At 70.8% G+C, this 20,607-nt stretch carries 23 protein-coding genes and 1 riboswitch; of the genes, 10 read left to right on the top strand and 13 right to left on the bottom strand.

The window, feature by feature from the left end:
* Window positions 1–29: 29 nt before the first annotated feature.
* Window positions 30–116: riboswitch (ZMP/ZTP riboswitch) on the top strand.
* From ACIBL4_RS07390 to ACIBL4_RS07380, 3 genes are all read left to right on the top strand, one after another.
* Complete coding sequence (locus ACIBL4_RS07390) at window positions 116–1,597, top strand: glycine hydroxymethyltransferase (protein WP_399407386.1); 1,482 nt, start codon at window positions 116–118, stop codon at window positions 1,595–1,597. Its footprint overlaps the riboswitch before it by 1 nt.
* A gap of 126 nt (window positions 1,598–1,723) precedes the next feature.
* On the top strand, window positions 1,724–2,737 hold the full coding sequence (trpS, locus tag ACIBL4_RS07385) for a tryptophan--tRNA ligase (protein WP_399407384.1): 1,014 nt from the start codon (window positions 1,724–1,726) through the stop codon (window positions 2,735–2,737).
* Window positions 2,738–2,878: 141 nt separating this feature from the next.
* Window positions 2,879–3,457, top strand: coding sequence for a 2'-5' RNA ligase family protein (locus ACIBL4_RS07380; protein ID WP_399407382.1), 579 nt, complete (start codon window positions 2,879–2,881; stop codon window positions 3,455–3,457).
* A 12-nt stretch (window positions 3,458–3,469) separates the two neighbouring features.
* On the opposite strand, the gene ACIBL4_RS07375 is transcribed toward ACIBL4_RS07380, so the two are convergent.
* Both ACIBL4_RS07375 and ACIBL4_RS07370 read right to left on the bottom strand, forming a co-directional pair.
* Window positions 3,470–4,225 (bottom strand): decaprenylphospho-beta-D-erythro-pentofuranosid-2-ulose 2-reductase, encoded by a 756-nt coding sequence (locus tag ACIBL4_RS07375; RefSeq protein WP_399407380.1) that lies wholly within the window; start codon window positions 4,223–4,225, stop codon window positions 3,470–3,472.
* Between the two features lie 19 nt (window positions 4,226–4,244).
* Entirely contained in the window at window positions 4,245–5,627 is a 1,383-nt protein-coding gene (locus ACIBL4_RS07370; protein WP_399407378.1) for an FAD-binding protein, read from the bottom strand.
* Window positions 5,628–5,760: 133 nt separating this feature from the next.
* On the opposite strand from ACIBL4_RS07370, the gene ACIBL4_RS07365 reads away from it, so the two are divergent.
* From ACIBL4_RS07365 to ACIBL4_RS07350, 4 genes are read left to right on the top strand one after another with little or no spacing between them, the layout of a single operon-like run.
* Window positions 5,761–6,282, top strand: a complete 522-nt coding sequence (locus ACIBL4_RS07365; RefSeq protein ID WP_399407376.1) for a phosphatase PAP2 family protein — start codon at window positions 5,761–5,763, stop codon at window positions 6,280–6,282.
* The gene (locus tag ACIBL4_RS07360) at window positions 6,275–7,219 is read left to right on the top strand and encodes a decaprenyl-phosphate phosphoribosyltransferase (protein ID WP_399407374.1); all 945 of its coding nucleotides are present in this window, start codon (window positions 6,275–6,277) and stop codon (window positions 7,217–7,219) included. The genes ACIBL4_RS07365 and ACIBL4_RS07360 overlap by 8 nt, the downstream gene beginning before the upstream one ends.
* The gene (locus ACIBL4_RS07355; protein ID WP_399407372.1) at window positions 7,216–7,668 is read left to right on the top strand and encodes a GtrA family protein; all 453 of its coding nucleotides are present in this window, start codon (window positions 7,216–7,218) and stop codon (window positions 7,666–7,668) included. The genes ACIBL4_RS07360 and ACIBL4_RS07355 overlap by 4 nt, the downstream gene beginning before the upstream one ends.
* On the top strand, window positions 7,656–8,600 hold the full coding sequence (locus ACIBL4_RS07350) for a YihY/virulence factor BrkB family protein (protein ID WP_399407370.1): 945 nt from the start codon (window positions 7,656–7,658) through the stop codon (window positions 8,598–8,600). The genes ACIBL4_RS07355 and ACIBL4_RS07350 overlap by 13 nt, the downstream gene beginning before the upstream one ends.
* Here the strand turns inward: ACIBL4_RS07350 and ACIBL4_RS07345 are convergent.
* The gene (locus ACIBL4_RS07345) at window positions 8,548–9,846 is read right to left on the bottom strand and encodes a D-alanyl-D-alanine carboxypeptidase family protein (protein ID WP_399407368.1); all 1,299 of its coding nucleotides are present in this window, start codon (window positions 9,844–9,846) and stop codon (window positions 8,548–8,550) included. The two genes, ACIBL4_RS07350 and ACIBL4_RS07345, sit on opposite strands and share 53 nt — an antisense overlap.
* Window positions 9,847–10,018: 172 nt before the next feature.
* Here ACIBL4_RS07345 and ACIBL4_RS07340 point away from each other — a divergent pair, with 172 nt between their 5' ends.
* The 3 genes from ACIBL4_RS07340 to ACIBL4_RS07330 all read left to right on the top strand — a co-directional run bounded on the left by ACIBL4_RS07340 (window position 10,019) and on the right by ACIBL4_RS07330 (window position 13,455).
* Window positions 10,019–10,258: an SCO4848 family membrane protein gene (locus ACIBL4_RS07340; protein WP_010047056.1), complete on the top strand. Its 240-nt coding sequence runs from the start codon at window positions 10,019–10,021 to the stop codon at window positions 10,256–10,258.
* Between the two features lie 23 nt (window positions 10,259–10,281).
* Entirely contained in the window at window positions 10,282–11,733 is a 1,452-nt protein-coding gene (locus tag ACIBL4_RS07335; protein ID WP_399407366.1) for a metallophosphoesterase, read from the top strand.
* A gap of 180 nt (window positions 11,734–11,913) precedes the next feature.
* Window positions 11,914–13,455, top strand: coding sequence for an ABC transporter substrate-binding protein (locus ACIBL4_RS07330; protein ID WP_399407364.1), 1,542 nt, complete (start codon window positions 11,914–11,916; stop codon window positions 13,453–13,455).
* A gap of 29 nt (window positions 13,456–13,484) precedes the next feature.
* Here the strand turns inward: ACIBL4_RS07330 and ACIBL4_RS07325 are convergent, their stop codons facing one another.
* The 10 genes from ACIBL4_RS07325 to ACIBL4_RS07280 all read right to left on the bottom strand — a co-directional run bounded on the left by ACIBL4_RS07325 (window position 13,485) and on the right by ACIBL4_RS07280 (window position 20,496).
* Window positions 13,485–14,228 carry a TetR/AcrR family transcriptional regulator gene (locus tag ACIBL4_RS07325; RefSeq protein ID WP_399407362.1) on the bottom strand — a complete coding sequence of 248 codons (744 nt, stop codon included), beginning with the start codon at window positions 14,226–14,228 and terminating at the stop codon, window positions 13,485–13,487.
* Window positions 14,229–14,245: 17 nt separating this feature from the next.
* On the bottom strand, window positions 14,246–14,752 hold the full coding sequence (locus tag ACIBL4_RS07320; protein WP_399407360.1) for a thiol-disulfide oxidoreductase DCC family protein: 507 nt from the start codon (window positions 14,750–14,752) through the stop codon (window positions 14,246–14,248).
* Window positions 14,753–14,764: 12 nt separating this feature from the next.
* Complete coding sequence (locus tag ACIBL4_RS07315; RefSeq protein WP_397617185.1) at window positions 14,765–15,172, bottom strand: hypothetical protein; 408 nt, start codon at window positions 15,170–15,172, stop codon at window positions 14,765–14,767.
* Window positions 15,173–15,239: 67 nt separating this feature from the next.
* On the bottom strand, window positions 15,240–15,467 hold the full coding sequence (locus tag ACIBL4_RS07310) for a hypothetical protein (RefSeq protein WP_399407358.1): 228 nt from the start codon (window positions 15,465–15,467) through the stop codon (window positions 15,240–15,242).
* Window positions 15,468–15,615: 148 nt separating this feature from the next.
* On the bottom strand, window positions 15,616–16,227 hold the full coding sequence (locus tag ACIBL4_RS07305) for a Uma2 family endonuclease (RefSeq protein ID WP_399407356.1): 612 nt from the start codon (window positions 16,225–16,227) through the stop codon (window positions 15,616–15,618).
* A 152-nt stretch (window positions 16,228–16,379) separates the two neighbouring features.
* Window positions 16,380–17,159: a succinate dehydrogenase iron-sulfur subunit gene (locus ACIBL4_RS07300; protein ID WP_399407354.1), complete on the bottom strand. Its 780-nt coding sequence runs from the start codon at window positions 17,157–17,159 to the stop codon at window positions 16,380–16,382.
* A complete protein-coding gene (gene sdhA, locus ACIBL4_RS07295) occupies window positions 17,159–18,913 on the bottom strand; it encodes a succinate dehydrogenase flavoprotein subunit (protein WP_086564894.1) in 1,755 nt (584 codons plus the stop codon). Before sdhA ends, ACIBL4_RS07300 begins: the two co-directional genes overlap by 1 nt.
* A 19-nt stretch (window positions 18,914–18,932) precedes the next feature.
* Window positions 18,933–19,415, bottom strand: a complete 483-nt coding sequence (locus ACIBL4_RS07290; protein ID WP_020273764.1) for a succinate dehydrogenase hydrophobic membrane anchor subunit — start codon at window positions 19,413–19,415, stop codon at window positions 18,933–18,935.
* A gap of 5 nt (window positions 19,416–19,420) precedes the next feature.
* A complete protein-coding gene (gene sdhC / locus ACIBL4_RS07285; protein ID WP_114254899.1) occupies window positions 19,421–19,801 on the bottom strand; it encodes a succinate dehydrogenase, cytochrome b556 subunit in 381 nt (126 codons plus the stop codon).
* Between the two features lie 221 nt (window positions 19,802–20,022).
* A complete protein-coding gene (locus ACIBL4_RS07280) occupies window positions 20,023–20,496 on the bottom strand; it encodes a 2-oxo-4-hydroxy-4-carboxy-5-ureidoimidazoline decarboxylase (RefSeq protein WP_399407350.1) in 474 nt (157 codons plus the stop codon).
* Between the last annotated feature and the right edge of the window lie 111 nt (window positions 20,497–20,607).

Genomic DNA, 20,607 nt, shown 5'->3' with positions numbered 1-20,607 from the left:
CTCCCCCGCCCCCTCACCCGGTAGGCTGATCAGCGGGCCGTGACTGGCGCGCTGGGATGGGACGAACCATCGGGGAGCGGCCCGAGCAGAGAGAGCCGTGCGCCTGGGCCGTACCGTGAACGCTGAACACAACGTCCGGAGGTCCCACATGCCAGCCGAGCCCCTCTCCACCGCTTCCACCGCCTACCGCGCCGCCCTCGACGTCATCCGCGCCGTCGAGCCGCGCGTGGCCGACGCGATCGGCCAGGAGGTCGCCGACCAGCGCGAGATGCTCAAGCTGATCGCCTCGGAGAACTACGCCTCCCCGGCCACGCTGCTGGCGATGGGCAACTGGTTCAGCGACAAGTACGCCGAGGGCACCATCGGCCGCCGCTTCTACGCCGGCTGCCGCAACGTCGACACCGTCGAGTCCCTCGCCGCCGAGCACGCCAAGGAACTCTTCGGCGCCCGCCACGCCTACGTCCAGCCGCACTCCGGCATCGACGCCAACCTCGTCGCCTTCTGGTCGGTCCTCGCCCAGCGCGTCGAGGTCCCGGCCCTGGAGAAGGCCGGCGCACGCCAGGTCAACGACCTCTCCGAGGCCGACTGGGCGGAGCTGCGCCGCGCCTTCGGCAACCAGCGCATGCTCGGCATGTCCCTGGACGCCGGCGGCCACCTCACCCACGGCTTCCGCCCGAACATCTCCGGCAAGATGTTCGACCAGCGCTCCTACGGCACGGACCCGGCCACCGGCCTCATCGACTACGAGGCCCTGCGCACCTCGGCTCGCGAGTTCAAGCCGCTGATCATCGTCGCGGGCTACTCGGCCTACCCCCGCCTGGTGAACTTCCGGATCATGCGCGAGATCGCCGACGAGGTCGGCGCGACCCTCATGGTCGACATGGCGCACTTCGCCGGCCTGGTCGCGGGCAAGGTCCTCACCGGCGACTTCGACCCGGTCCCGCACGCCCAGATCGTGACGACGACCACCCACAAGTCGCTGCGCGGCCCCCGCGGCGGCATGGTCCTGTGCGACGACTCGCTCAAGGACCAGGTCGACCGCGGCTGCCCCATGGTCCTCGGCGGCCCGCTCCCGCACGTCATGGCCGCCAAGGCCGTCGCCCTCGCCGAGGCCCGCCAGGAGTCCTTCCGCGACTACGCCCAGCGCATCGTCGACAACTCCCGCGCCCTGGCCGAGGGCCTGATGCGCCGCGGCGCGACGCTGGTGACCGGCGGCACGGACAACCACCTGAACCTGATCGACGTCGCCTCCTCCTACGGCCTCACCGGCCGCCAGGCCGAGGCCGCGCTGCTCGACTCGGGCATCGTCACCAACCGCAACGCGATCCCCGCCGACCCGAACGGCGCCTGGTACACCTCCGGCATCCGCATCGGCACCCCGGCCCTGACCACCCGCGGCCTCGGCACGGCGGAGATGGACGAGGTCGCCGGCCTGATCGACCGCGTCCTGACCACCACGGAGCCGGGCACGACCAAGTCGGGCGCCCCCTCCAAGGCGGCCCACGTCCTCGACGCGAAGATCGCCGACGAGATCAGCCACCGCGCGACGGACCTCGTGGCGGCCTTCCCGCTGTACCCCGAGATCGACCTCGGCTGAAGCGCCCCGTAAGGGGGGCGGGGCCGCATCGATGTGCGGCTCCGCCGCGGGGCGCGACCAGCCACGACGGGTCCGCAGTTCCCCACCCGCCGAAACCACCCACGGCCCTCTGAGACAATAAGCAACATGGCCTCTGACCGACCCCGCGTGCTCTCCGGAATCCAGCCCACCGCAGGCTCGTTCCACCTCGGCAACTACCTCGGCGCCGTCCGCCAGTGGGTGGCCCTCCAGGAGACCCACGACGCGTTCTACATGGTCGTCGACCTGCACGCGATCACCATCCCGCAGGACCCGAAGGACCTGCGTGCGAACACGCGCCTGGCCGCCGCCCAGCTGCTCGCCGCGGGTCTCGACCCGGACCGCTGCACGCTCTTCGTCCAGAGCCACGTCCCCGAGCACGCGCAGCTCGCCTGGGTCATGAACTGCCTCACCGGCTTCGGCGAGGCCAGCCGGATGACCCAGTTCAAGGACAAGTCCGCCAAGCAGGGCGCCGAGCGCGCCTCCGTCGGCCTGTTCACGTACCCGGTCCTCCAGGTCGCGGACATCCTGCTCTACCAGGCGCACGAGGTCCCGGTCGGCGAGGACCAGCGCCAGCACGTCGAGCTCACCCGCGACCTCGCGGAGCGCTTCAACGGCCGCTTCGGCCAGACCTTCACCGTCCCGAAGCCGTACATCCTCCGGGAGACGGCCAAGATCTACGACCTTCAGGACCCGTCGATCAAGATGAGCAAGTCGGCGTCCACGCCGAAAGGCCTCATCAACCTCCTCGACGAGCCGAAGGCCACCGCGAAGAAGGTCAAGAGCGCCGTCACGGACACCGACACGGTGATCCGCTACGACGCCGAGAACAAGCCGGGCGTCAGCAACCTCCTCACGATCTACTCGACCCTCACCGGCGAGACCATCGGCGAGCTGGAGGAGAAGTACACCGGCAAGATGTACGGCGCGCTCAAGACGGACCTCGCCGAGATCATGATCGACTTCGTCACTCCGTTCCGGGAGCGCACCCAGCAGTACCTGGACGACCCGGAGACGCTCGACTCGATCCTGGCCAAGGGCGCCGAGAAGGCCCGCGCCGTCGCCGCGGAGACCCTCGCGCAGGCGTACGACAAGGTCGGCTTCCTGCCCGCCAAGCACTGAACCCGCTCCCGCGCACAGCCGTACGGCCGCACAGCGCTGTACATCACTTCCGTTGCGCCTGCCTGGAACCGGGTCGTGGCCGTACAGTCGATAACCGGGTGGTCGTATCAGCGACCCGCAAACTTGACGACAGGAGACCACGTGGGGACCGTAACGATCGGTGTCTCGATCGCGGTCCCGGAGCCTCACGGCAGCGAGCTCCAGCAGCTGCGCGCGGGCTTCGGCGACGCCGCGGCTCACGGCATCCCCACGCACGTCACCCTGCTGCCGCCGACGGAGATCGACGAGTCCGCCCTGCCGGCCGTCGAGGCGCATCTGGCCGAGGTCGCCGCGGCCGGCCGGCCGTTCCCGATGCGCCTGTCGGGGACCGGCACGTTCCGGCCCCTGTCCCCGGTCGTCTTCGTCCGGGTCGTCTCGGGCGCGGAGGCCTGCACCCGGCTCCAGGAGCAGGTCCGCGACCCCGCGGGGCCGGCCGCACGCGAACTGCAGTTCCCGTACCACCCCCACGTCACCGTGGCGCACGGCATCGAGGAAGCGGCGATGGACCGCGCCTTCGAGGAACTCGCCGGCTACGAGGCCGAGTGGCCGTGCACCGGCTTCGCCCTCTACGAGCAGGGCGCCGACGGCGTCTGGCGCAAGCTGCGCGAGTTCCCCTTCGGCGGCTCGGTGGTCCCCCCGCAGACCGGCCGCGTGGAGCGCGGCTCGGTCCCCACTCGCTGACCCGCTCGCGGATCAGACGGGCAGCCGCCGGAACACCCCGCGCGGCAGGTGCCGCAGCGCCGCCATCACCACGCGCAGCGCGCCCGGCACCCACACCGTCTCCGAGCGGCGCCGCAGCCCCAGCTCGACGGCCGTCGCCACCGCCTCGGGCGTCGTCGCCAGCGGCGCCTCGGGCAGCCCGGCGGTCATCCGCGTCCGCACGAAGCCGGGGCGCACGACCATGACGTGCACGCCCGTGCCGTGCAGCGCGTCGCCCAGGCCCTGCGCGAAGGCGTCGAGGCCGGCCTTGCTGGAGCCGTAGATGAAGTTGGCGCGACGGGCCCGCTCGCCCGCGACGGAGGACATCACGACCAGCGAGCCGTGCCCCTGGGACTGCAGCGAGCGGGCGCACACCAGGCCCGCCGAGACCGCGCCGGTGTAGTTGGTCTGAGCGACCCGCACCGCCGCCTCCGGGTCGCGTTCGTCGCGGGCCTGATCGCCGAGGAGACCGAAGGCGAGCAGCACCATGTCGATGTCGCCCTCGGCGAAGACCTTGCCGAGCACGGCCTCATGCGAGGTGGGGTCGAGCGCGTCGAAGGCGACGGTGTGCACGTCCGCCCCCAGCCCGCGCAGCTGCCCGGCGGCCTCCTCCAGGGCGGGTGACGGGCGGCCGGCCAGCCAGACCGTGCGGGTGCGGCGGGCGATCAGCCGGCGGGCGGTGGCCAGCGCGATCTCGGACGTACCGCCGAGGACGAGCAGGGACTGGGGGAGACCGAAGGCGTCCTTCATGACAGCTCCTAGGGATCGCTCAGAGATGGAGGCGGCGGGCCAGGTCGGACACGAACACCCCGTGCGGGTCCAGCTCGGCGCGCAGGGCGCGGAAGTCGTCCAGGCGCGGGTACATGGCCGCGAGCAGTTCCGGGCGCAGCCGGGCGTCCTTGGCGAGGTAGACGCGTCCGCCGGCGGCGGCGACCTCCTCGTCGAGTTCGTCGAGGAACGCGCCGAGGCCCGGCAGGCCCGCCGGAATGTCCAGCGCCAGCGTCCAGCCGGGCACCGGGAAGGACAGCCAGCCCGGGTCGGACTCACCGAAGCGCTTGAGGACGGCCAGGAAGGACGGGCAGCGGCGTTCGGAGATCCGGCGCACGATGCGGCGCAGGGCGTCCTCCTGGCCGTAGCCGACGACGAACTGGTACTGCACGAAACCGCCCCGGCCGTAGACGCGGTTCCAGTGCGGTACGCCGTCCAGGGGGTGGAAGAAGGCGGAGATCCGCTGGAGCCGGCCGGTCCGCGAGCGGGGGGCCTTGCGGTACCAGAGCTCGTTGAACAGGCCCACGGTCGTCCGGGTGAGCAGGCCCTCGGGCAGGACGCCGGGGGCCGAGGGGAGGCGCGAGGTGCGGAAGGCCAGCGGATTGCGGCGCAGCCGTGCCGGGAGTGCGTCCAGGGGTGCGTGGTCGCCGCGGGTGAGGACCGCGCGGCCGGTGGCGGCGCCCCGGGCCAGCAGGTCGATCCAGGCGACCGAGTAGCGGTAGCGGTGGTCGGTGGCCGCCAGCCGGGCCATCAGGTCGTCCAGGTCCGCCGCCCGTTCGGTGTCGACCGACATCAGCGAGGACTCGACCGGCTGGAGCCGGATCGTCGCGGTGAGGATCACCCCGGTCAGTCCCATACCGCCGGTGGTCGCGTCGAAGAGCGGCGTGCCAGGGATCACCGTGTGGATCTCGCCGTCGGCGGTGAGCAGTTCGAGGGCGAGCACGTGCCGCGCGAAGGAGCCCGAGACGTGGTGGTTCTTGCCGTGGATGTCGGCGCCGATCGCCCCGCCGACGGTGACGTAACGGGTGCCGGGCGTGACCGGCACGAACCAGCCGAGCGGCAGCAGCACCTCCATCAGCCGGTGCAGGGAGACGCCCGCGTCGCACAGTACGGTGCCGCCGGCGGCGTCGATCGCGTGCACGCGGTCCAGGCCCGTCATGTCGAGCACGGACCCGCCCGCGTTCTGCGCCGCGTCCCCGTACGCCCGTCCCAGGCCCCGGGGGATCCCGCCGCGGGCCCCGCAGTCGCGGACCGCCGCCGCGGCCTCCTCGTACGTCCGCGGACGGATCAGCCGGGCGGCGGTGGGAGCGGTGCGGCCCCAGCCGGTGACGGTGGTGTGGTCCAGGCCCATGACGTCCGGGTCGGAATCGGTGTCGGCAGACATGTCCGTGACCGTATCGCCCCTGTGTGAGCTATTAGTTCGAGAACATGGCATCCCTCCCCGAAACGGGTGATTAATGGGATGTCGCTCAATATTGCCGGAGTTCAGGCCAGGTGGGCGTGAACAGTGAGTCCACATGGACGACCTCGACGACCTGCACGACATGGATCACCGGATCGCTTCGGCGCTCAGGGCGTGCGGCACCGACCCGCGCGTGGCAGGCGCCGCACGCACCCTGTCCTGGGCGGGGGAACACGCGGCACTGTGGCTCGCGGCGGGACTAGCCGGAGCCGCCGTCGACGGCGAAAGACGCGGCGCCTGGCTGCGCGGCACGGCGCTCACCGCGGGGGCGCACCTCGTCAGCATGGGGGTGAAGCGGGTCGTGCGCCGCCCGCGCCCCGCGCACGTCGAGCCCCTGGTGCGCACCGCCGGCCGGCACTCCTTCCCCAGCTCGCACGCCACGTCCGCCGCTGCCGCCGCCGTCGCCTTCGGCGCCCTGGGAGCGCGCACGGTCCCGCCGCTCGCCGCCGCCGTGTGCGTCTCGCGGCTGGTGGCCGGCGTCCACTACCCCTCGGACGTCGCGGCGGGGGCGGCCCTCGGCGCGCTCACGGCCCGGCTCGGCGGCCGCTGGATGAGGGGAGGGGCCCACCATGGCTGAGACGGCCGTCCTGCGGCAGCGCACCCACGAGGAACCGTCCGCGCCACCGGACAAGGGCGGTCTCCTGGCCGGTCTCCTGCGGACCGCGCGGCCCCGGCAGTGGGTGAAGAACGTCCTCGTGATCGCCGCCCCGGCGGCCGCCGGCGAGCTCTTCTCCCGGCACGCTCTGCTGCAACTCGCCCTCGTCTTCGTCCTCTTCACCGCCTGCGCCGCCGCCGTCTACCTCGTCAACGACGCCCGCGACGCCGAGGCCGACCGCGCCCACCCCACCAAACGGCACCGCCCGGTCGCCGCCGGACAGGTCCCCGTACCACTCGCCTACGCCGTCGGCGGCTGCCTCGGCCTGCTCGCCCCCGCCGCCGCGGCCTGGCTCTGCTCCCCGGCCGTCGCCGCCCTGCTGACCGCCTACCTCGCCATGCAACTGGCCTACTGCGTCACCCTCAAGCACGTCCTGGTCGTCGACCTCGCCGTCGTCACGACCGGCTTCCTCATGCGGGCGATGATCGGCGGGCTCGCCCTCGGCATCCCGCTGTCGCGCTGGTTCCTGATCACGACCGGCTTCGGCGCGCTGTTCATGGTGGCGGCCAAGCGCTACTCCGAAGCCGTGCAGATGGCCGGAAAGGCGGGCGCCACACGCGCGTTGCTCACCGAGTACACCACCGGCTACCTCCGCTTCGTCTGGCAGCTCGCCGCCGGTGTGGCCGTCCTCGGCTACTGCCTGTGGGCCATGGAGGAGGGCGGCGTCCCGCACACCAGCCTGCTGCCCTGGCGGCAACTGTCCATGGTCGCCTTCATCCTGGCGATCCTCCGGTACGCCGTCTTCGCCGACCGGGGCACGGCCGGCGAGCCCGAGGACGTCGTCCTGCGCGACCGGGCGCTCGCCCTCATCGGCCTGGTGTGGGTGGCGATGTACGGCCTGGCGGTGGCCAATTGGTGACCACGCGCGCGTGGTCGGGCCCCCCGGCCCCCGGCCGCCGGGAGCTCCTGGGTTTCGCCGCCGTCGGTCTCCTCGCCTACGCCGTCGACCTGGCCCTGTTCACCTGCCTGCGCGGCCCCGCCGGACTCGGCCCGCTCACCGCCAAGGCGCTGTCCTTCGTCGCGGCCTGCTCGGTCGCCTACGCGGGCAACGCCCTCGGCACCTATCGGGACAGGCGGATCAGCGGCCTGCGCCCGTACGCCGCCTTCTTCGTGGTGAACCTCGCCGGCGCCGGCGTCCAACTGCTCTGCCTCACCGTCAGCCACTACGGCCTCGGACTCACCTCCCAGCGCGCCGACACCCTCTCCGGCGCGGTCATCGGCATGGCGCTGGCAACGATTCTGCGGTTCTGGGGTACCCGTACATGGGTCTTCCGGGCGGAGGGCAGAGTCGGATCATGGACTGGCTGAAAAGGCTTCCGGTCGTCGGGCCGTGGGCGGAGCGGCTGATGATCACCCACGCGTGGCGGTCGTACGAGCGGCTGGACCGCGTGAAGTGGACGCGGCTGGCCGCCGCGATGACCTTCACGAGTTTCGTGGCGCTGTTCCCGCTGCTGACGGTGTCCGCCACCATCGCCGCCGGCACGCTCAGCACGGAGCAGCAGCACAGGCTCCAGGACAAGCTCGCCGAGCAGGTGCCCGGCATCTCCGACCAGCTGGACATCGCCGGCCTGGTGGACAACGCCGGCGCCATCGGCCTCATCGCGGGCGCGCTGCTGTTCTTCACCGGTGTCAGCTGGGCCGGTTCGATGCGCGAGTGCCTGCGCGCGGTGTGGGAGCTGGACGACGAGGAGGAGAACCCGGTCCTTCGCTACGCCAAGGACGCGGGCGTCCTGCTCGGCCTCGGCGGCGCGCTCCTCGTCACCATCGCCGCCTCCGCCGTCGCCTCCGCGATGATCGGCTGGATCACCCGGCACCTGGGCATCGACGAGGGCGGCTGGAGCGGCGTCCTGCTGCACATCGCCGCGTTCCTGATCGCCGTGCTCGCCGACTTCCTGCTGCTCCTCTACGTCCTGACGCTGCTGCCCGGCGTCGAGCCCACGCGCCACCGCCTGGTCGTGGCGGCGCTGACCGGCGCGGTCGGCTTCGAACTGCTGAAGCTGCTGCTCAGCGGCTACTTGCAGGGCGTGGCCGCGAAGAGCATGTACGGCGCGTTCGGCGTGCCCGTCGCGCTGCTGCTGTGGATCAACTTCACCTCGAAGCTGGTGCTGTTCTGCGCCTCCTGGACGGCGACGCGGAGCAAGGAGGACGAACTCCAGGACGTGCCGGCCGTGCCCGACGCCACGGGCGTCAGGGGCGGGTCCGGCGGCGCACCAGATCCGGCAGCGGCCAACGGCGGTTGACCAGGAACGCGCCGCCCGCGAGCAGCACCAGCACACCGCCGGTGATGCCGAGCGCGATCCCGATGCCGCCGGAGCCGCCCACGCCCGGGCCGCCGGCCACCGGCTTCCCGGCCGTGCTGCCCACGCCGCTCCCGGAGCCGCCGGCCTCCCCGGAGGGGTTCGCGCCGGGCTGGGAACCGGCCTGCTCGGCGCTCTTCGGCGGCACCAGCTCACCCACCGGCTGGACCTTCCCGGCCGCCCTGAAGCCCCAGTCGAACAGTCGCGCGGTCTCCTTGTAGACCTCGTTGTGCTCCTGCTTCTGCGGATTCATCACCGTCACCAGCAGCACCTTGCCGTCCCGCTCGGCGACACCGGTGAAGGTGGCACCGGCGTTGGTGGTGTTGCCGTTCTTGACGCCGGCGATGCCCTGGTAGACGGGCAGGCCCGCGTCGCCGCTCAGCAGCCGGTTGGTGTTCTGGATCTCGAAGGACTCGCGGACCGGCTTGCCCTTCTTGTTCTTCTTCGTCTGGCCCGGGAACTTCGCGCGGACCGTCGAGCAGTACTCCCGGAAGTCCTTCTTCTGCAGCCCCGAGCGGGCGATCAGCGTCAGGTCGTAGGCGGACGAGACCTGCTTCTCGGCGTCGTAGCCGTCCGGGCTCACGACGTTCGTGTCGAGGGCCTGGAGCTCCTCGGCGTGCTCGTTCATCTCCCTGACGGTGTTGTCGACGCCCTTGTTCATGGCCGACAGCACGTGCACGGCATCGTTTCCGGAGCGCAGGAAGACGCCGAGCCACAGGTCGTGGACCGTGTAGGTCTCGTCCTCCTTTATCCCGACCAGGCTGGAACCCGAGCCTATGCCCGCCAGGTCGGAGGGGACGACCTTGTGCTTGGCCGTACTCGGGAACTTCGGCAGCAGCGTGTCCGCGAACAGCATCTTCAGCGTGCTCGCCGGGGCCAGCCGCCAGTGCGCGTTGTGCGCGGCCAGCACATCACCCGACTCGGCGTCTGCGACGATCCAGGAGCGGGCGCTCACGTCCTTCGGCAGCACCGGCACGCCGCTCGCCAGGTTCACCTGCGTCCCCGGCTGCCCGAGCCGGGCACCGCCCACGGTCGACATCGACGCCGGGGGAGTGGCCGACGGGCTCGCCGACGGACTGCCCGAGGGGCTCGGGGCCGCGACGGCGGCGGGCGCGGCCAGGGCGAGGGACGACAGGACGGCGGAGGTGACCAGCAGGGATCGCCTGACGGTCTTCTTCGGAGCGGGCACGGTCGGAAACGTACATGCAGTACGCAGGGAAGTCCCGCCTCCGCCCCCACCCCGCGAACGGAACCGGACATGCTCTGGCGATACTGGTCCCATGCCGTGCTCATCCGGGGGACAACCCCCGGACCCCCGGCCGCCCCCGGGAGCCCGGCGTTGTGATGAAAGGTCTGATTTTGTGAAGCTCAGCCGCCCCGTCTCCTGGTTCCTGCTCGCCTTCGGGGTGTGGAGCTGGGTCATCTGGATCACTTTCGTCAAGAACCTTGTCAAGGACAGCAGCGGGCTCGCCTTCGACGACGGTCATCCCACGGCGTACTTCTGGGTGCACCTGCTGCTCGCCGTCGTTTCCTTCGTATTGGGGACGGCCATCGGGGCCATCGGGTTGCGTGGTCTGCGCGCACTGCGCCGGACGTCATAACGGCAATCGGGAGACACGACACCGTGGCCATCGTCTTCGTACTCGTCGCACTGCTCGTCCTGGCCGTCATCGTGACGGCCAACTGGTACGTGTGGCGCCGCCTGTTCCGCGACACCACTCGCGGCCCGGGCCTCACCCGCCGCACGGGCGCGATCCTGATCGCCGGCGGCTGGCTCCTCGCGATCACGGCCCTGGTGGCCGAACGCACCGGCGCCCCCTTCTGGCTCCAACAGGTCCTGGCCTGGCCGGGCTTCCTGTGGCTGGCCCTGTCGATCTACCTGCTGCTGGCGGTCGTCGCGGGAGAGGCCGTACGGCCAGCGCTCCGGTGGTTCCTCGAGCGGCGGGCGAGGACGAGGGCGAGGGGCACGGGCTCCGAGCCGGGTGCCGGCGTGCCCGCCGGTGCGGGTGCGTCCGGCGGTACCGGTGAGCCCGTTGCCGCACCACAGACGGACGACGGGGCCGGTACGCCCGGCGGTGCCCCCACATCCGTGGCGGCGACCTCCACGCACGCCGACCCCGGCGGCACGATGACGGCTCCCGCCACCGCCCCTCACCCCGTGGCCGGCCCCGCACCCGCCACCCCCGACACCTCCCCGCAGCCGCTCACCACCCCGGGCGCCCCCGACAGCACCGCCTCCGCTCCCACCGGCCCGTCCCGCCGTCTCTTCGTCTCCCGGGTCGTCGCCGGGGCCGCCGCGGCCGCCGCCGTCGGGACCGTGGGGTACGGGACGTACGGCGTGCTGCGCGGGCCGAAGGTGAAGCGGGTCACCGTGCCCCTGGCCAAACTGCCGCGCGCCGCGCACGGGTACCGGATCGCCGTGGTCAGCGATGTGCACCTCGGCCCGGTCCTGGGCCGCGGCTTCGCGCAGCAGGTCGTCGACACGATCAACGCGACGCAGCCCGACCTGATCGCGGTCGTCGGCGACCTGGTCGACGGCAGCGTCAAGGACCTGGGCCCCGCGGCGGCCCCGCTGGCGCAGCTGAAGGCCCGTCACGGGTCCTACTTCGTCACCGGGAACCACGAGTACTTCTCCGGCGCCGAGCAGTGGGTCGAGGAGGTCCGCCGCCTCGGACTCGTCCCCCTGGAGAACGCCCGCAGGGAGATGCCGTACTTCGACCTGGCCGGGGTCAACGACGTCGCCGGCGAGGACGAGGGCCAGGGCCCCGACTACGCCCGGGCCCTCGGCGACCGCGACACGGCACGCGCGTGCGTGCTGCTCGCCCACCAGCCCGTGCAGATCCACGACGCCGTAGAGCACGGCGTCGACCTCCAGCTGTCCGGCCACACCCACGGCGGCCAGCTCTGGCCCGGCAACCTCATCGCCGCCGCCGCGAACCCGACCCTCGCGGGCCTGGAGCGCTACGGCGACACCCAGCTCTACGTCTCACGCGGCGCGGGCGCCTGGGGCCCGCCCACCCGGGTGGGGGCACCGTCGGACATCACCCTGATCGAACTGGCGTCGAAGCAGGCCTGACCCTGTGAGCACGCTGTGAAACCGGACCGAACAGCCCATCGGTAAGTTCTTTCCCAACTCGGCAGATCTCCCTTCCGCCCGCTCAAACTCCTGTGATTGGGTGAGGCCGCCACAAAGGGGTGTGGCTCTGGCACAAGGGCCCACGGGCCTGGGAGGGCAAGGCCGATGCGATCGGTTCGCATGCGGATACTCGCGGTACTGCTGGTCCTGGCGGCCGTGGGCTTGGGCGCCTGGCAGCTCGTGCCGTCGAAGAAGGACAGCACGGCCATCACGGTCGGCACGACGGACGCCGTCACGTCCCTCGACCCGGCCGGCGCCTACGACGCCGGTTCCTGGGCGCTGTTCAGCAACGTCTTCCAGTCGCTGCTCACCTTCGCCCCCGGCGGCACCGCACCCGCGCCGGACGCGGCCAAAAGCTGCGCGTTCACCGGCGGCGACCTGACCACGTACCGCTGCCAACTGCGCTCCGGCCTCACCTTCCCGAGCGGCCGGACGATGACCGGCGACGATGTGAAGTACTCCTTCGACCGGATCATGAAGATCAAGTCCCCGGTCGGACCGGCGTCCCTGCTGGACACCCTCCGTTCCGTGGACGCCGACGGACTGACCGTCACCTTCCACCTGTCCTCGCCCGACGCCACGTTCCCGTTCAAGGTGGCCACCGGCGCGGGCTCGATCGTCGACCACACCGCGTACCCGGCCGGCAAGCTGCGCACCGGCAGCCGTGTCGACGGCACCGGCCCGTACACCCTCACCTCCTACACGCAGGACGCCAAGGCGGTCCTGGCGCCCAACAGCCATTACCAGGGCGCGGTCAAAGGCGGTGCGAACAGGCCCGTCGAACTGCGCTACTACGCCACCCCCGCTGCCCTGGACACCGCGTGGAAGGACAAGCGCGTCGAGGTCACGACCGACCAGCTGCCGCCAGCGGTCCTCGCCGATCTGAACCCGAGCGATCCCGCGCAGCGCGTCTTCGAGGCGGACGGCTCCGAGACCCGCAACCTGTACTTCAACACCCGCGCGGGCAAGCCCCTGCACAACCCGAAGGTCCGGCAGGCCATGGCCTGGCTGATCGACCGCGAGCGGCTGGCCGCCACCGTCTACGACGGCACCGTCGACCCGCTGTACTCGCTGATCCCGGCGGGCCTCACCGGGCACACCGCCTCGTTCTTCGACGACTATCCCGAGCCGGACCGGAAGAAGGCGCGGAAGCTGCTCACGCAGGCCGGCGTGACCCTGCCCGTCCGCTTCACCTACGGCTACGCCAAGGGTCGCGGCGCCGGTGAGCAGGAGGCCGCCGAGATCAAACGGGAGCTGGAGGCGAGCGGCCTGTTCAAGGTCACCCTCAAGGGCTACGAGTGGACCGACTTCCAAAAGCGCTGGGCGAGCGGCGAGCTCGACGCGTACGCCGTCGGCTGGGTCGCCGACTTCCCCGACCCGGACACCTTCCAGGCCGCGCTCGTCGGCACCGGCAGCGCCATGAACACCGGCTACAGCAGCAAGACCGTCGACCGGCTCATCAAGGACAGCCGCCGCTACGCCGACCGCGGCGAGGCCGACCGGGACTTCCAGTCGGTGCAGCAGACCGTCGCCCAGGACGTGCCGGTGCTGCCGTTGTGGCAGGCGAAGGAGTACGTCGTCACCACCGAGGACATCGGCGGCGGCCAGTACCTGTCGGACGGCACGGGCGTGTTCCGGCTCTGGAGCCTCACGCAGCTCTAGAGGCCCGTGCGTGCTCCGGCGCCGGCGCTCTAGGCGCCGGTCCGCCGCGTGGCGGGGTCCGGGATCGCCCGGGTCATACCCGGCAGGAAGTCCGTGAACAGCTCGTGCACCTCACGCACGAGCGGCCGCAGCACCCGGAAGCGGGCCAGCGCGACGCCCCGCGCGGTGAGCCGGGCCCCGCGCTCGGCGAGCCGGTAGCTGCGCTCCCGGCCCTCGGTCCGGTCGAAGATCCAGTACAGGACGAGGCCCATCTGGGACAGCCACATCAACTCGGGCAGGATGTCCCGCAGTTCCTCGGCCACCTTGGTCTTCGTCGCCCCGGCCAGCACCTCCCGGTGGACGCTGATGGCCTCCTCGCGCGCGTGCTCCGACTCCGGGGAGAAGGGGCTGAGCGGACTGTCCGGGTCGGCGGCGTTCTTGAAGAACTGCACCGCGAACTCGTGGTACGGCGCGGCGATGTCCAGCCACGCCCGCAGCACGCCCGCGAGCCGGGCCTCCAGATCGGTCTCCCGGTCCAGGATCTCCCGGACCGCCACCTGGTGCTCGGCGGCGATCCGGTCGTAGAAGCCCTGGATCAGGTGTTCCTTGCCCTCGAAGTAGTAGTACGCGTTGCCGACGGAGACCCCGGCCTCCTTGGCGATGGCCCGCATCGTCGTCTTGTCGTAGCCGCGCTCCTGGAACAGCCGCATGGCCGTCTCCAGGATCAGGGCACGGGTCTGCTCGGACTTGCTCGGGGTGGCGCCGTCGTCGGGGCCGTCGCTCTTCGCGGACACGGGAAGAGAGCCTAACGTCAGCGGCCCGGCGCCCGGCGAGGGGCACAGGTGCCGTCGGCGCAGCCCGGCGCGGTATAGGTCCAGCCGGCGTCCGGGTCGTACGCCCACCCGTCCGCCCGCCGGTACACCCGCCCGCCCCACTGCCCGCCGCCCTGCCCCCGGTTCCACTGCGCACCGCGCCACCTGGCGGCGGCCAGCACCGCGCCCTTGGCGAGCCGGGCGCCGGACGGGGTGCTGAGCCGGTGGGCGAGCGGCCGGTGCTCGCGCAGCGCCCACAGGGTGACGATCCAGGCGGCGGGGCCCTGGTAGACCTGCCCGGCGTCGCCGACGACGGTGATCTCGTCGAGGGTGGCGCCGTGGTCGAGGCCGGGAAACCGCCGCCGGGCCTCCTCGGAACCGGCCGGGACCAGCTCCAGCGGCACCAGCTTCGGTTGCCGCAGGAGCCAGTCGCGCAGGAACGCGCACAGGGAGCACTCGGCGTCGTACAGGACGGTGAGCCGGCGGACCGGTGCGGTGGCGTTCATGCCGCTCTCCGCTCAGGCCTGGGCCTGCGGGGCGGCCCAGCCCTGCGGCGGCACCGGCGGCACCTGCTCGCGCTCCATGGCACCGCGCCGCCGGATCCGGTTGAGCACGTACACGTTGCCCAGGTGCATCACGCCGAGCACCAGCAGCACCACGCCGAGCTTGGTCGACAGGGCCTCGAAGACGCCGCGCGTGTCGGTGATGGTCCCGTCGCCGCTCAGATACAGCGCGACGAACCCGAGGTTGACGAGGTAGAAGCCGACCACCAGGAGGTGGTTGACGGCGTCGGCGAGCTTCTCGTTGCCGTGCAGCACGTCGGCGAGAAAGATCCTCCCGTTCCGGCTGAGCGTGCGGGCCACCCAGATGGTCAGACCGATGCTGACCAGCAGGTAGATGACGTAGGCGACGACCGTGCGGTCCATTGCCCCACCCTTCTTGAACACGTTCAAAACGCTGTCGGGATGACTCTAGACCGCTTTTTGAACATGTTCAACACAACGGCTCGCCGAGGAGCGGCTGACCGCACGGGAGTTGATCCGGCGCCGGGTGTTCCAGGAGGTCGCCGAGTTCAACGCCCGGACGCCGGAGGTGTTCCAGGGCATGGTGCGGCCCGATGACACCGAGCGCGTGCTGAACTTCGCGGGGAACGGCTTCCTGGTGCTGGAGGGTGACCGCCAGGTCACCGACCCGGACGAGGAGATCGAGCTGACGCTGCATCGTCCCGAAGTCCGGCTCGTCGGCCCCGCGGACGGGCTACCTCCCCTACGAGGGCGACCGCATGCTGGCGGTGATCCTGAGCAAGGCGATGATGCCGGCGGAGGACACGAACATCACGGCCCCTTCGTTCCTGAGCCAGTTGTAAGACTCAGTCGCCCGAACCCGGCCGACCCGCCTCCAGGATCGCGGCGACGTCGAGCGTGACCTCGGCACCGATCGTGTCGGGGAGCGTGACGAGTTCGCCGGGGGCATGGGGACGGTGGCTCGCGTACGTGTCCCCGACGGGATCGGTGAGGACGTGGAGGCGCTGGTGCTTGCGGTCGACGACGACGTAGACCGGGACCTTCGCCTCCGCGTACGCGGTGACCTTGGTGCGCAGGTCGGCCCGGTAGTTGCTGGAGGTGACCTCCAGGACCAGGCGGAAGCAGACGGGGCCGTAGCAGTTGTTCTCGATGAGGTGGTCCCGGTAGTCGGCGTCCACCAGGGACAGGTCCGGGATCGCGTAGTCCTCCGTCCCGGTCGGCAGCCAGAGGCCGATGCCCTGGATCAGTCGTGACTCCGTCCCATGGAGGCCGGCCGCGATGAAAGGCGACGTCAGGTCGGTCAGCACATCGCCGTGGGGGCCGTCGGGGGGCGGGGACGCGAGGATCTGGCCTCCGATGATCTCGACTCGGTAGCCCGGGTTGCGCTCCATGAGCCGGTTGGCCTCCGCGATCAGCGGACGCTTTCCGTAAGGCCGCTCGACGGCTGCAGCGGACATCAGGGTGCCTCCCGTGGCTGGTGTCGAGAGCATCATCGAAGGCCGGACGCCGCCCGCGCGGCCTGCTCAGTTGCGTTCACCCGATGGTGTGGCATATGCCAGAGGGCCTCGTCTCCAGCGGAGACGGGGCCCTCTCGATCAAGCGGTCGATCTCAGTAGCGCCGCGTGATCAGCGCCCGCTTCACCTCGGCGATCGCCTTCGTGACCTCGATGCCGCGCGGGCAGGCGTCCGTGCAGTTGAAGGTCGTGCGGCAGCGCCAGACGCCGTCGCGGTCGTTGAGGATCTCCAGGCGCTGTTCGCCCGCCTCGTCACGCGAGTCGAAGATGAAGCGGTGCGCGTTGACGATGGCGGCCGGGCCGAAGTACTGGCCGTCGTTCCAGAAGACCGGGCACGACGTGGTGCAGGCCGCGCAGAGGATGCACTTCGTCGTGTCGTCGAAGCGCTCGCGGTCCTCGGCCGACTGCAGACGCTCGCGCGTGGGCTCGTTCGTGTCCTTCGTGATGAGGAAGGGCATGACGTCCCGGTACGCCTGGAAGAACGGCTCCATGTCCACGACCAGGTCCTTCAGGACCGTCAGGCCCTTTATGGCCTCGACCGTGATCGGCTTCTCGGGGTTGATGTCCTTGATCAGCGTCTTGCAGGCAAGGCGGTTCTTGCCGTTGATCCGCATCGCGTCCGAGCCGCAGATGCCGTGCGCGCAGGAGCGGCGGAACGTCAGCGTGCCGTCGAGCTCCCACTTGATCTTGTGGAGGGCGTCGAGGACGCGCTCCTTCGGGTCGATCTCCAGCTGGAAGTCTTCCCAGCTGGCCTCCGCCGCGACCTCCGGGTTGAACCGGCGGATGCGGAAGGTGACCGTGATGTAGGGGGAGTCGGCGAAACCGGGCTCGGGCTTGCCGGCCGCGTCTTCCTTGTCCAGAACGGGGGTAGCCATCAGTACTTACGCTCCATCGGCTGGTAGCGGGTCTGGACGACCGGCTTGTAGTCGAGACGGACGGTTTCGGAGCCGTCGGCGCCGACCTCGCGGTACGCCATGGTGTGCCGCATGAAGTTGACGTCGTCGCGGTTCGGGTAGTCCTCGCGGTAGTGACCGCCGCGGGACTCCTTGCGGGCGAGCGCGGAGACCGCCATGACCTCGGCGAGGTCGAGCAGGTTGCCCAGCTCGATGGCCTCCAGCAGGTCCGTGTTGAACCGCTTGCCCTTGTCCTGGATGGACACGTTCTTGTAGCGCTCGCGCAGCTCCGCGATCTTCTCGACCGCCGTCTTGATCGTCTGCTCGGTGCGGAAGACCATGACGTTGGCGTCCATGGTCTCCTGCAGCTCCTTACGCAGCGTCGTCACGCGCTCGGTGCCGGTGGAGTCGCGCAGCATCTCCACCTGCTTGAGCACGAACTCGGCCGGGTTCTCCGGCAGCTCGACGAAGTCCGCCGTCTGGGAGTACTCGGCCGCGGCGATGCCGGCCCGCTTGCCGAAGACGTTGATGTCCAGGAGCGAGTTCGTGCCGAGGCGGTTCGCGCCGTGCACCGACACGCACGCGACCTCGCCGGCCGCGTACAGGCCCGGGACGACCGTGGTGTTGTCCGCCAGGACCTCACCCTCGACGTTCGTCGGGATGCCGCCCATCGCGTAGTGGGCCGTGGGCTGGATCGGGATCGGGTCCGTGTACGGCTCGATGCCGAGGTACGTACGGGCGAACTCCGTGATGTCGGGCAGCTTGGCGTCCAGCTGCTCCGGCGGGAGGTGGGTGAGGTCCAGGTAGACGTGGTCGCCCTCGGGACCGCAGCCGCGGCCCTCGCGGATCTCCGTGTAGATGGAGCGCGAGACGACGTCGCGCGAGGCGAGGTCCTTCATGACCGGCGCGTACTTCTCCATGAAGCGCTCGCCGTCCTTGTTGCGGAGGATGCCGCCCTCACCGCGGGCGCCCTCCGTCAGCAGGATGCCCATGCGCCAGATGCCGGTCGGGTGGAACTGGAAGAACTCCATGTCCTCCAGCGGGATGCCCCGGCGGTAGACCGCCGCCTGGCCGTCACCCGTCAGCGTGTGCGCGTTCGACGTCACCTTGAAGAACTTGCCGCAGCCGCCGGAGGCGTAGATCACGGCCTTCGCCTGGAAGACGTGGATCTCGCCGGTGGCCAGCTCGTACGCGACCACACCGGCCGAGCGCTTGACGCCGTCGACCTCGGTGATCAGCTGGTCCAGGACGTAGAACTCGTTGTAGAACTCCACGCCCTCCTTGACGCAGTTCTGGTACAGCGTCTGGAGGATCATGTGGCCGGTGCGGTCGGCCGCGTAGCAGGAACGGCGGACCGGGGCCTCGCCGTGGTTGCGGGAGTGACCGCCGAAGCGGCGCTGGTCGATGGTGCCGTTCGGCGTGCGGTTGAACGGCAGGCCCATCTTCTCCAGGTCGAGGACGGAGTCGATGGCCTCCTTCGCCAGGATCTCGGCGGCGTCCTGGTCGACCAGGTAGTCACCGCCCTTGACCGTGTCGAAGGTGTGCCACTCCCAGTTGTCCTCCTCCACGTTGGCCAGCGCGGCGGCCATGCCGCCCTGCGCGGCGCCCGTGTGGGAGCGGGTGGGGTAGAGCTTGGTGAGCACGGCGGTGCGGCTGCGCTTCGTCGACTCGATGGCGGCGCGCATACCGGCGCCACCGGCGCCGACGATGACGGTGTCGTACTTGTGGATCTTCATGATTCTCGCAGCCCCGTGCCTAGCGGATGTTCGGGTCGAAGGTGAAGATCACCAGCGTGCCCAGCAGGATGGTGAACACCGTGGCGGTGTAGAGCAGGCCCTTGAGCCACAGCCGGGTGTTCGCGCGCTCCGCGTAGTCGTTGATGACCGTGCGCAGGCCGTTGGCGCCGTGCAGCATCGCGAGCCACAGCATCAGCAGGTCCCAGACCTGCCAGAAGGGGCTCGCCCAGCGGCCCGCCACGAAGGCGAAGCCGATCTTGGAGACACCGCCGTCCAGCACCAGCTGGATCAGCAGGTGACCGAGGACCAGCACGACCAGCACCACGCCCGACAGGCGCATGAACAGCCACGCGGCCAGTTCGAAGTTGCCGCGGGTGGACTTCGGGGTCTTCTTGGTGCGCTTGCGCGGGGCCTCGATGAAGGGCGCCGGGTTGTCGACGGTGTAGACGGCGCCACCCTCGACGGGGCCGACGCCGGCGGCGGTCTTCTCAGACGTGGACATTGGCGTCAGCTCCCGAACAGTTCACGAGCGGCGTGGCCGAGGACGGGGTAGATCGCCCCGAGCATCAGCACGACCCACAGGGCGACGACGGTCCAGAGCATCTGCTTCTGGTAGCGGGCGCCCTTGATCCAGAAGTCGACGGCGATGACGCGCAGGCCGTTGAGCGCGTGGAAGAGGACGGCGGCGACGAGGCCGTACTCCAGTAGCGCGACGATCGGCGTCTTGTACGTGGCCACGACGTTGTCGTAGGCCTCGGGCGACACACGGACGAGTGCGGTGTCCAGCACGTGAACGAACAGGAAGAAGAAGATGAGGACGCCGGTGACTCGGTGAGCCACCCAGGACCACATTCCTTCCCGGCCGCGGTACAGCGTTCCAGCCGGCACGGAAGTTTCCTCCGGGAGCGGGGATTGGGGCCGCGCCGGCTTGGTGTGTCGGTCGGGCCCGGCCGGGTACGGTCCACCGGCCCCCAGCATCGTAGCGAGGCGCTGCCGCTGGGCTGAGCCGGGGTCCCAGGGTGTGATCAAACTGGCATGCAAAGAGGTACAGGTGGGCTAGCGCGGCCAAGGGGGCGGGGGGTGTCACTGGGACCGCCGGGTGTGGGCCGTCAGTGGTTGATCGCGCAGTTCCCCGCGCTCCTGAGGGCAGTCAGCAGACGCCCCCTCGCGAGGCGCCGGAGTTCGTCCGCCGTCACGGCCCGCTCCTCCTCCGGATCGTTGGTCAATCGTGACCGGATGGCTTCCAGGAGGCGGTCCAGGGTCTCGGCCTGCGCCACACCGTCCAGGCAGATGACGAACGCATGTCCGAAGCGGGCCTCGTAGGCGGCGTGGGCCGCGCTGAGGGCCGTGTGGGCCGCGGAGTACGTGCCGGGTGGGAGGGGTGGCAGGGACTCGGCTGTCAGGGCCTCGGTCAGGTCGGGCCAGGTCAGGTCGTAGGCCGCCTCGTCCGCCGCGGCGAGCAGGGAGTCCAGGTCCGGATAGGGGCGGTGTTCCGCGACGCGCCGGGACCAGCGGGGGCTGCGCAGGCAGGAGAGGAGCGTCTGCTCCAGGGCCTCGGCCGAGGCCGCGTTGAAGTGCTCCACCGGTATGGCGAGTCGGCCGGGGAGGTCTGGGAGACGGTGCGCAGGCAGCGTGGGTCCTCGTGGGCGTCACGTGTGTCGGCAGGGCATGTTGTGAGAGATGTGACGTCACGC

It is taken from the genome of Streptomyces sp. NPDC050416 (genome assembly GCF_044458845.1).
Lineage (GTDB): Bacteria > Actinomycetota > Actinomycetes > Streptomycetales > Streptomycetaceae > Streptomyces.
Note: the sequence above shows the minus strand (reverse complement) of the source record. Positions and strands in the feature narration are given on the sequence as shown.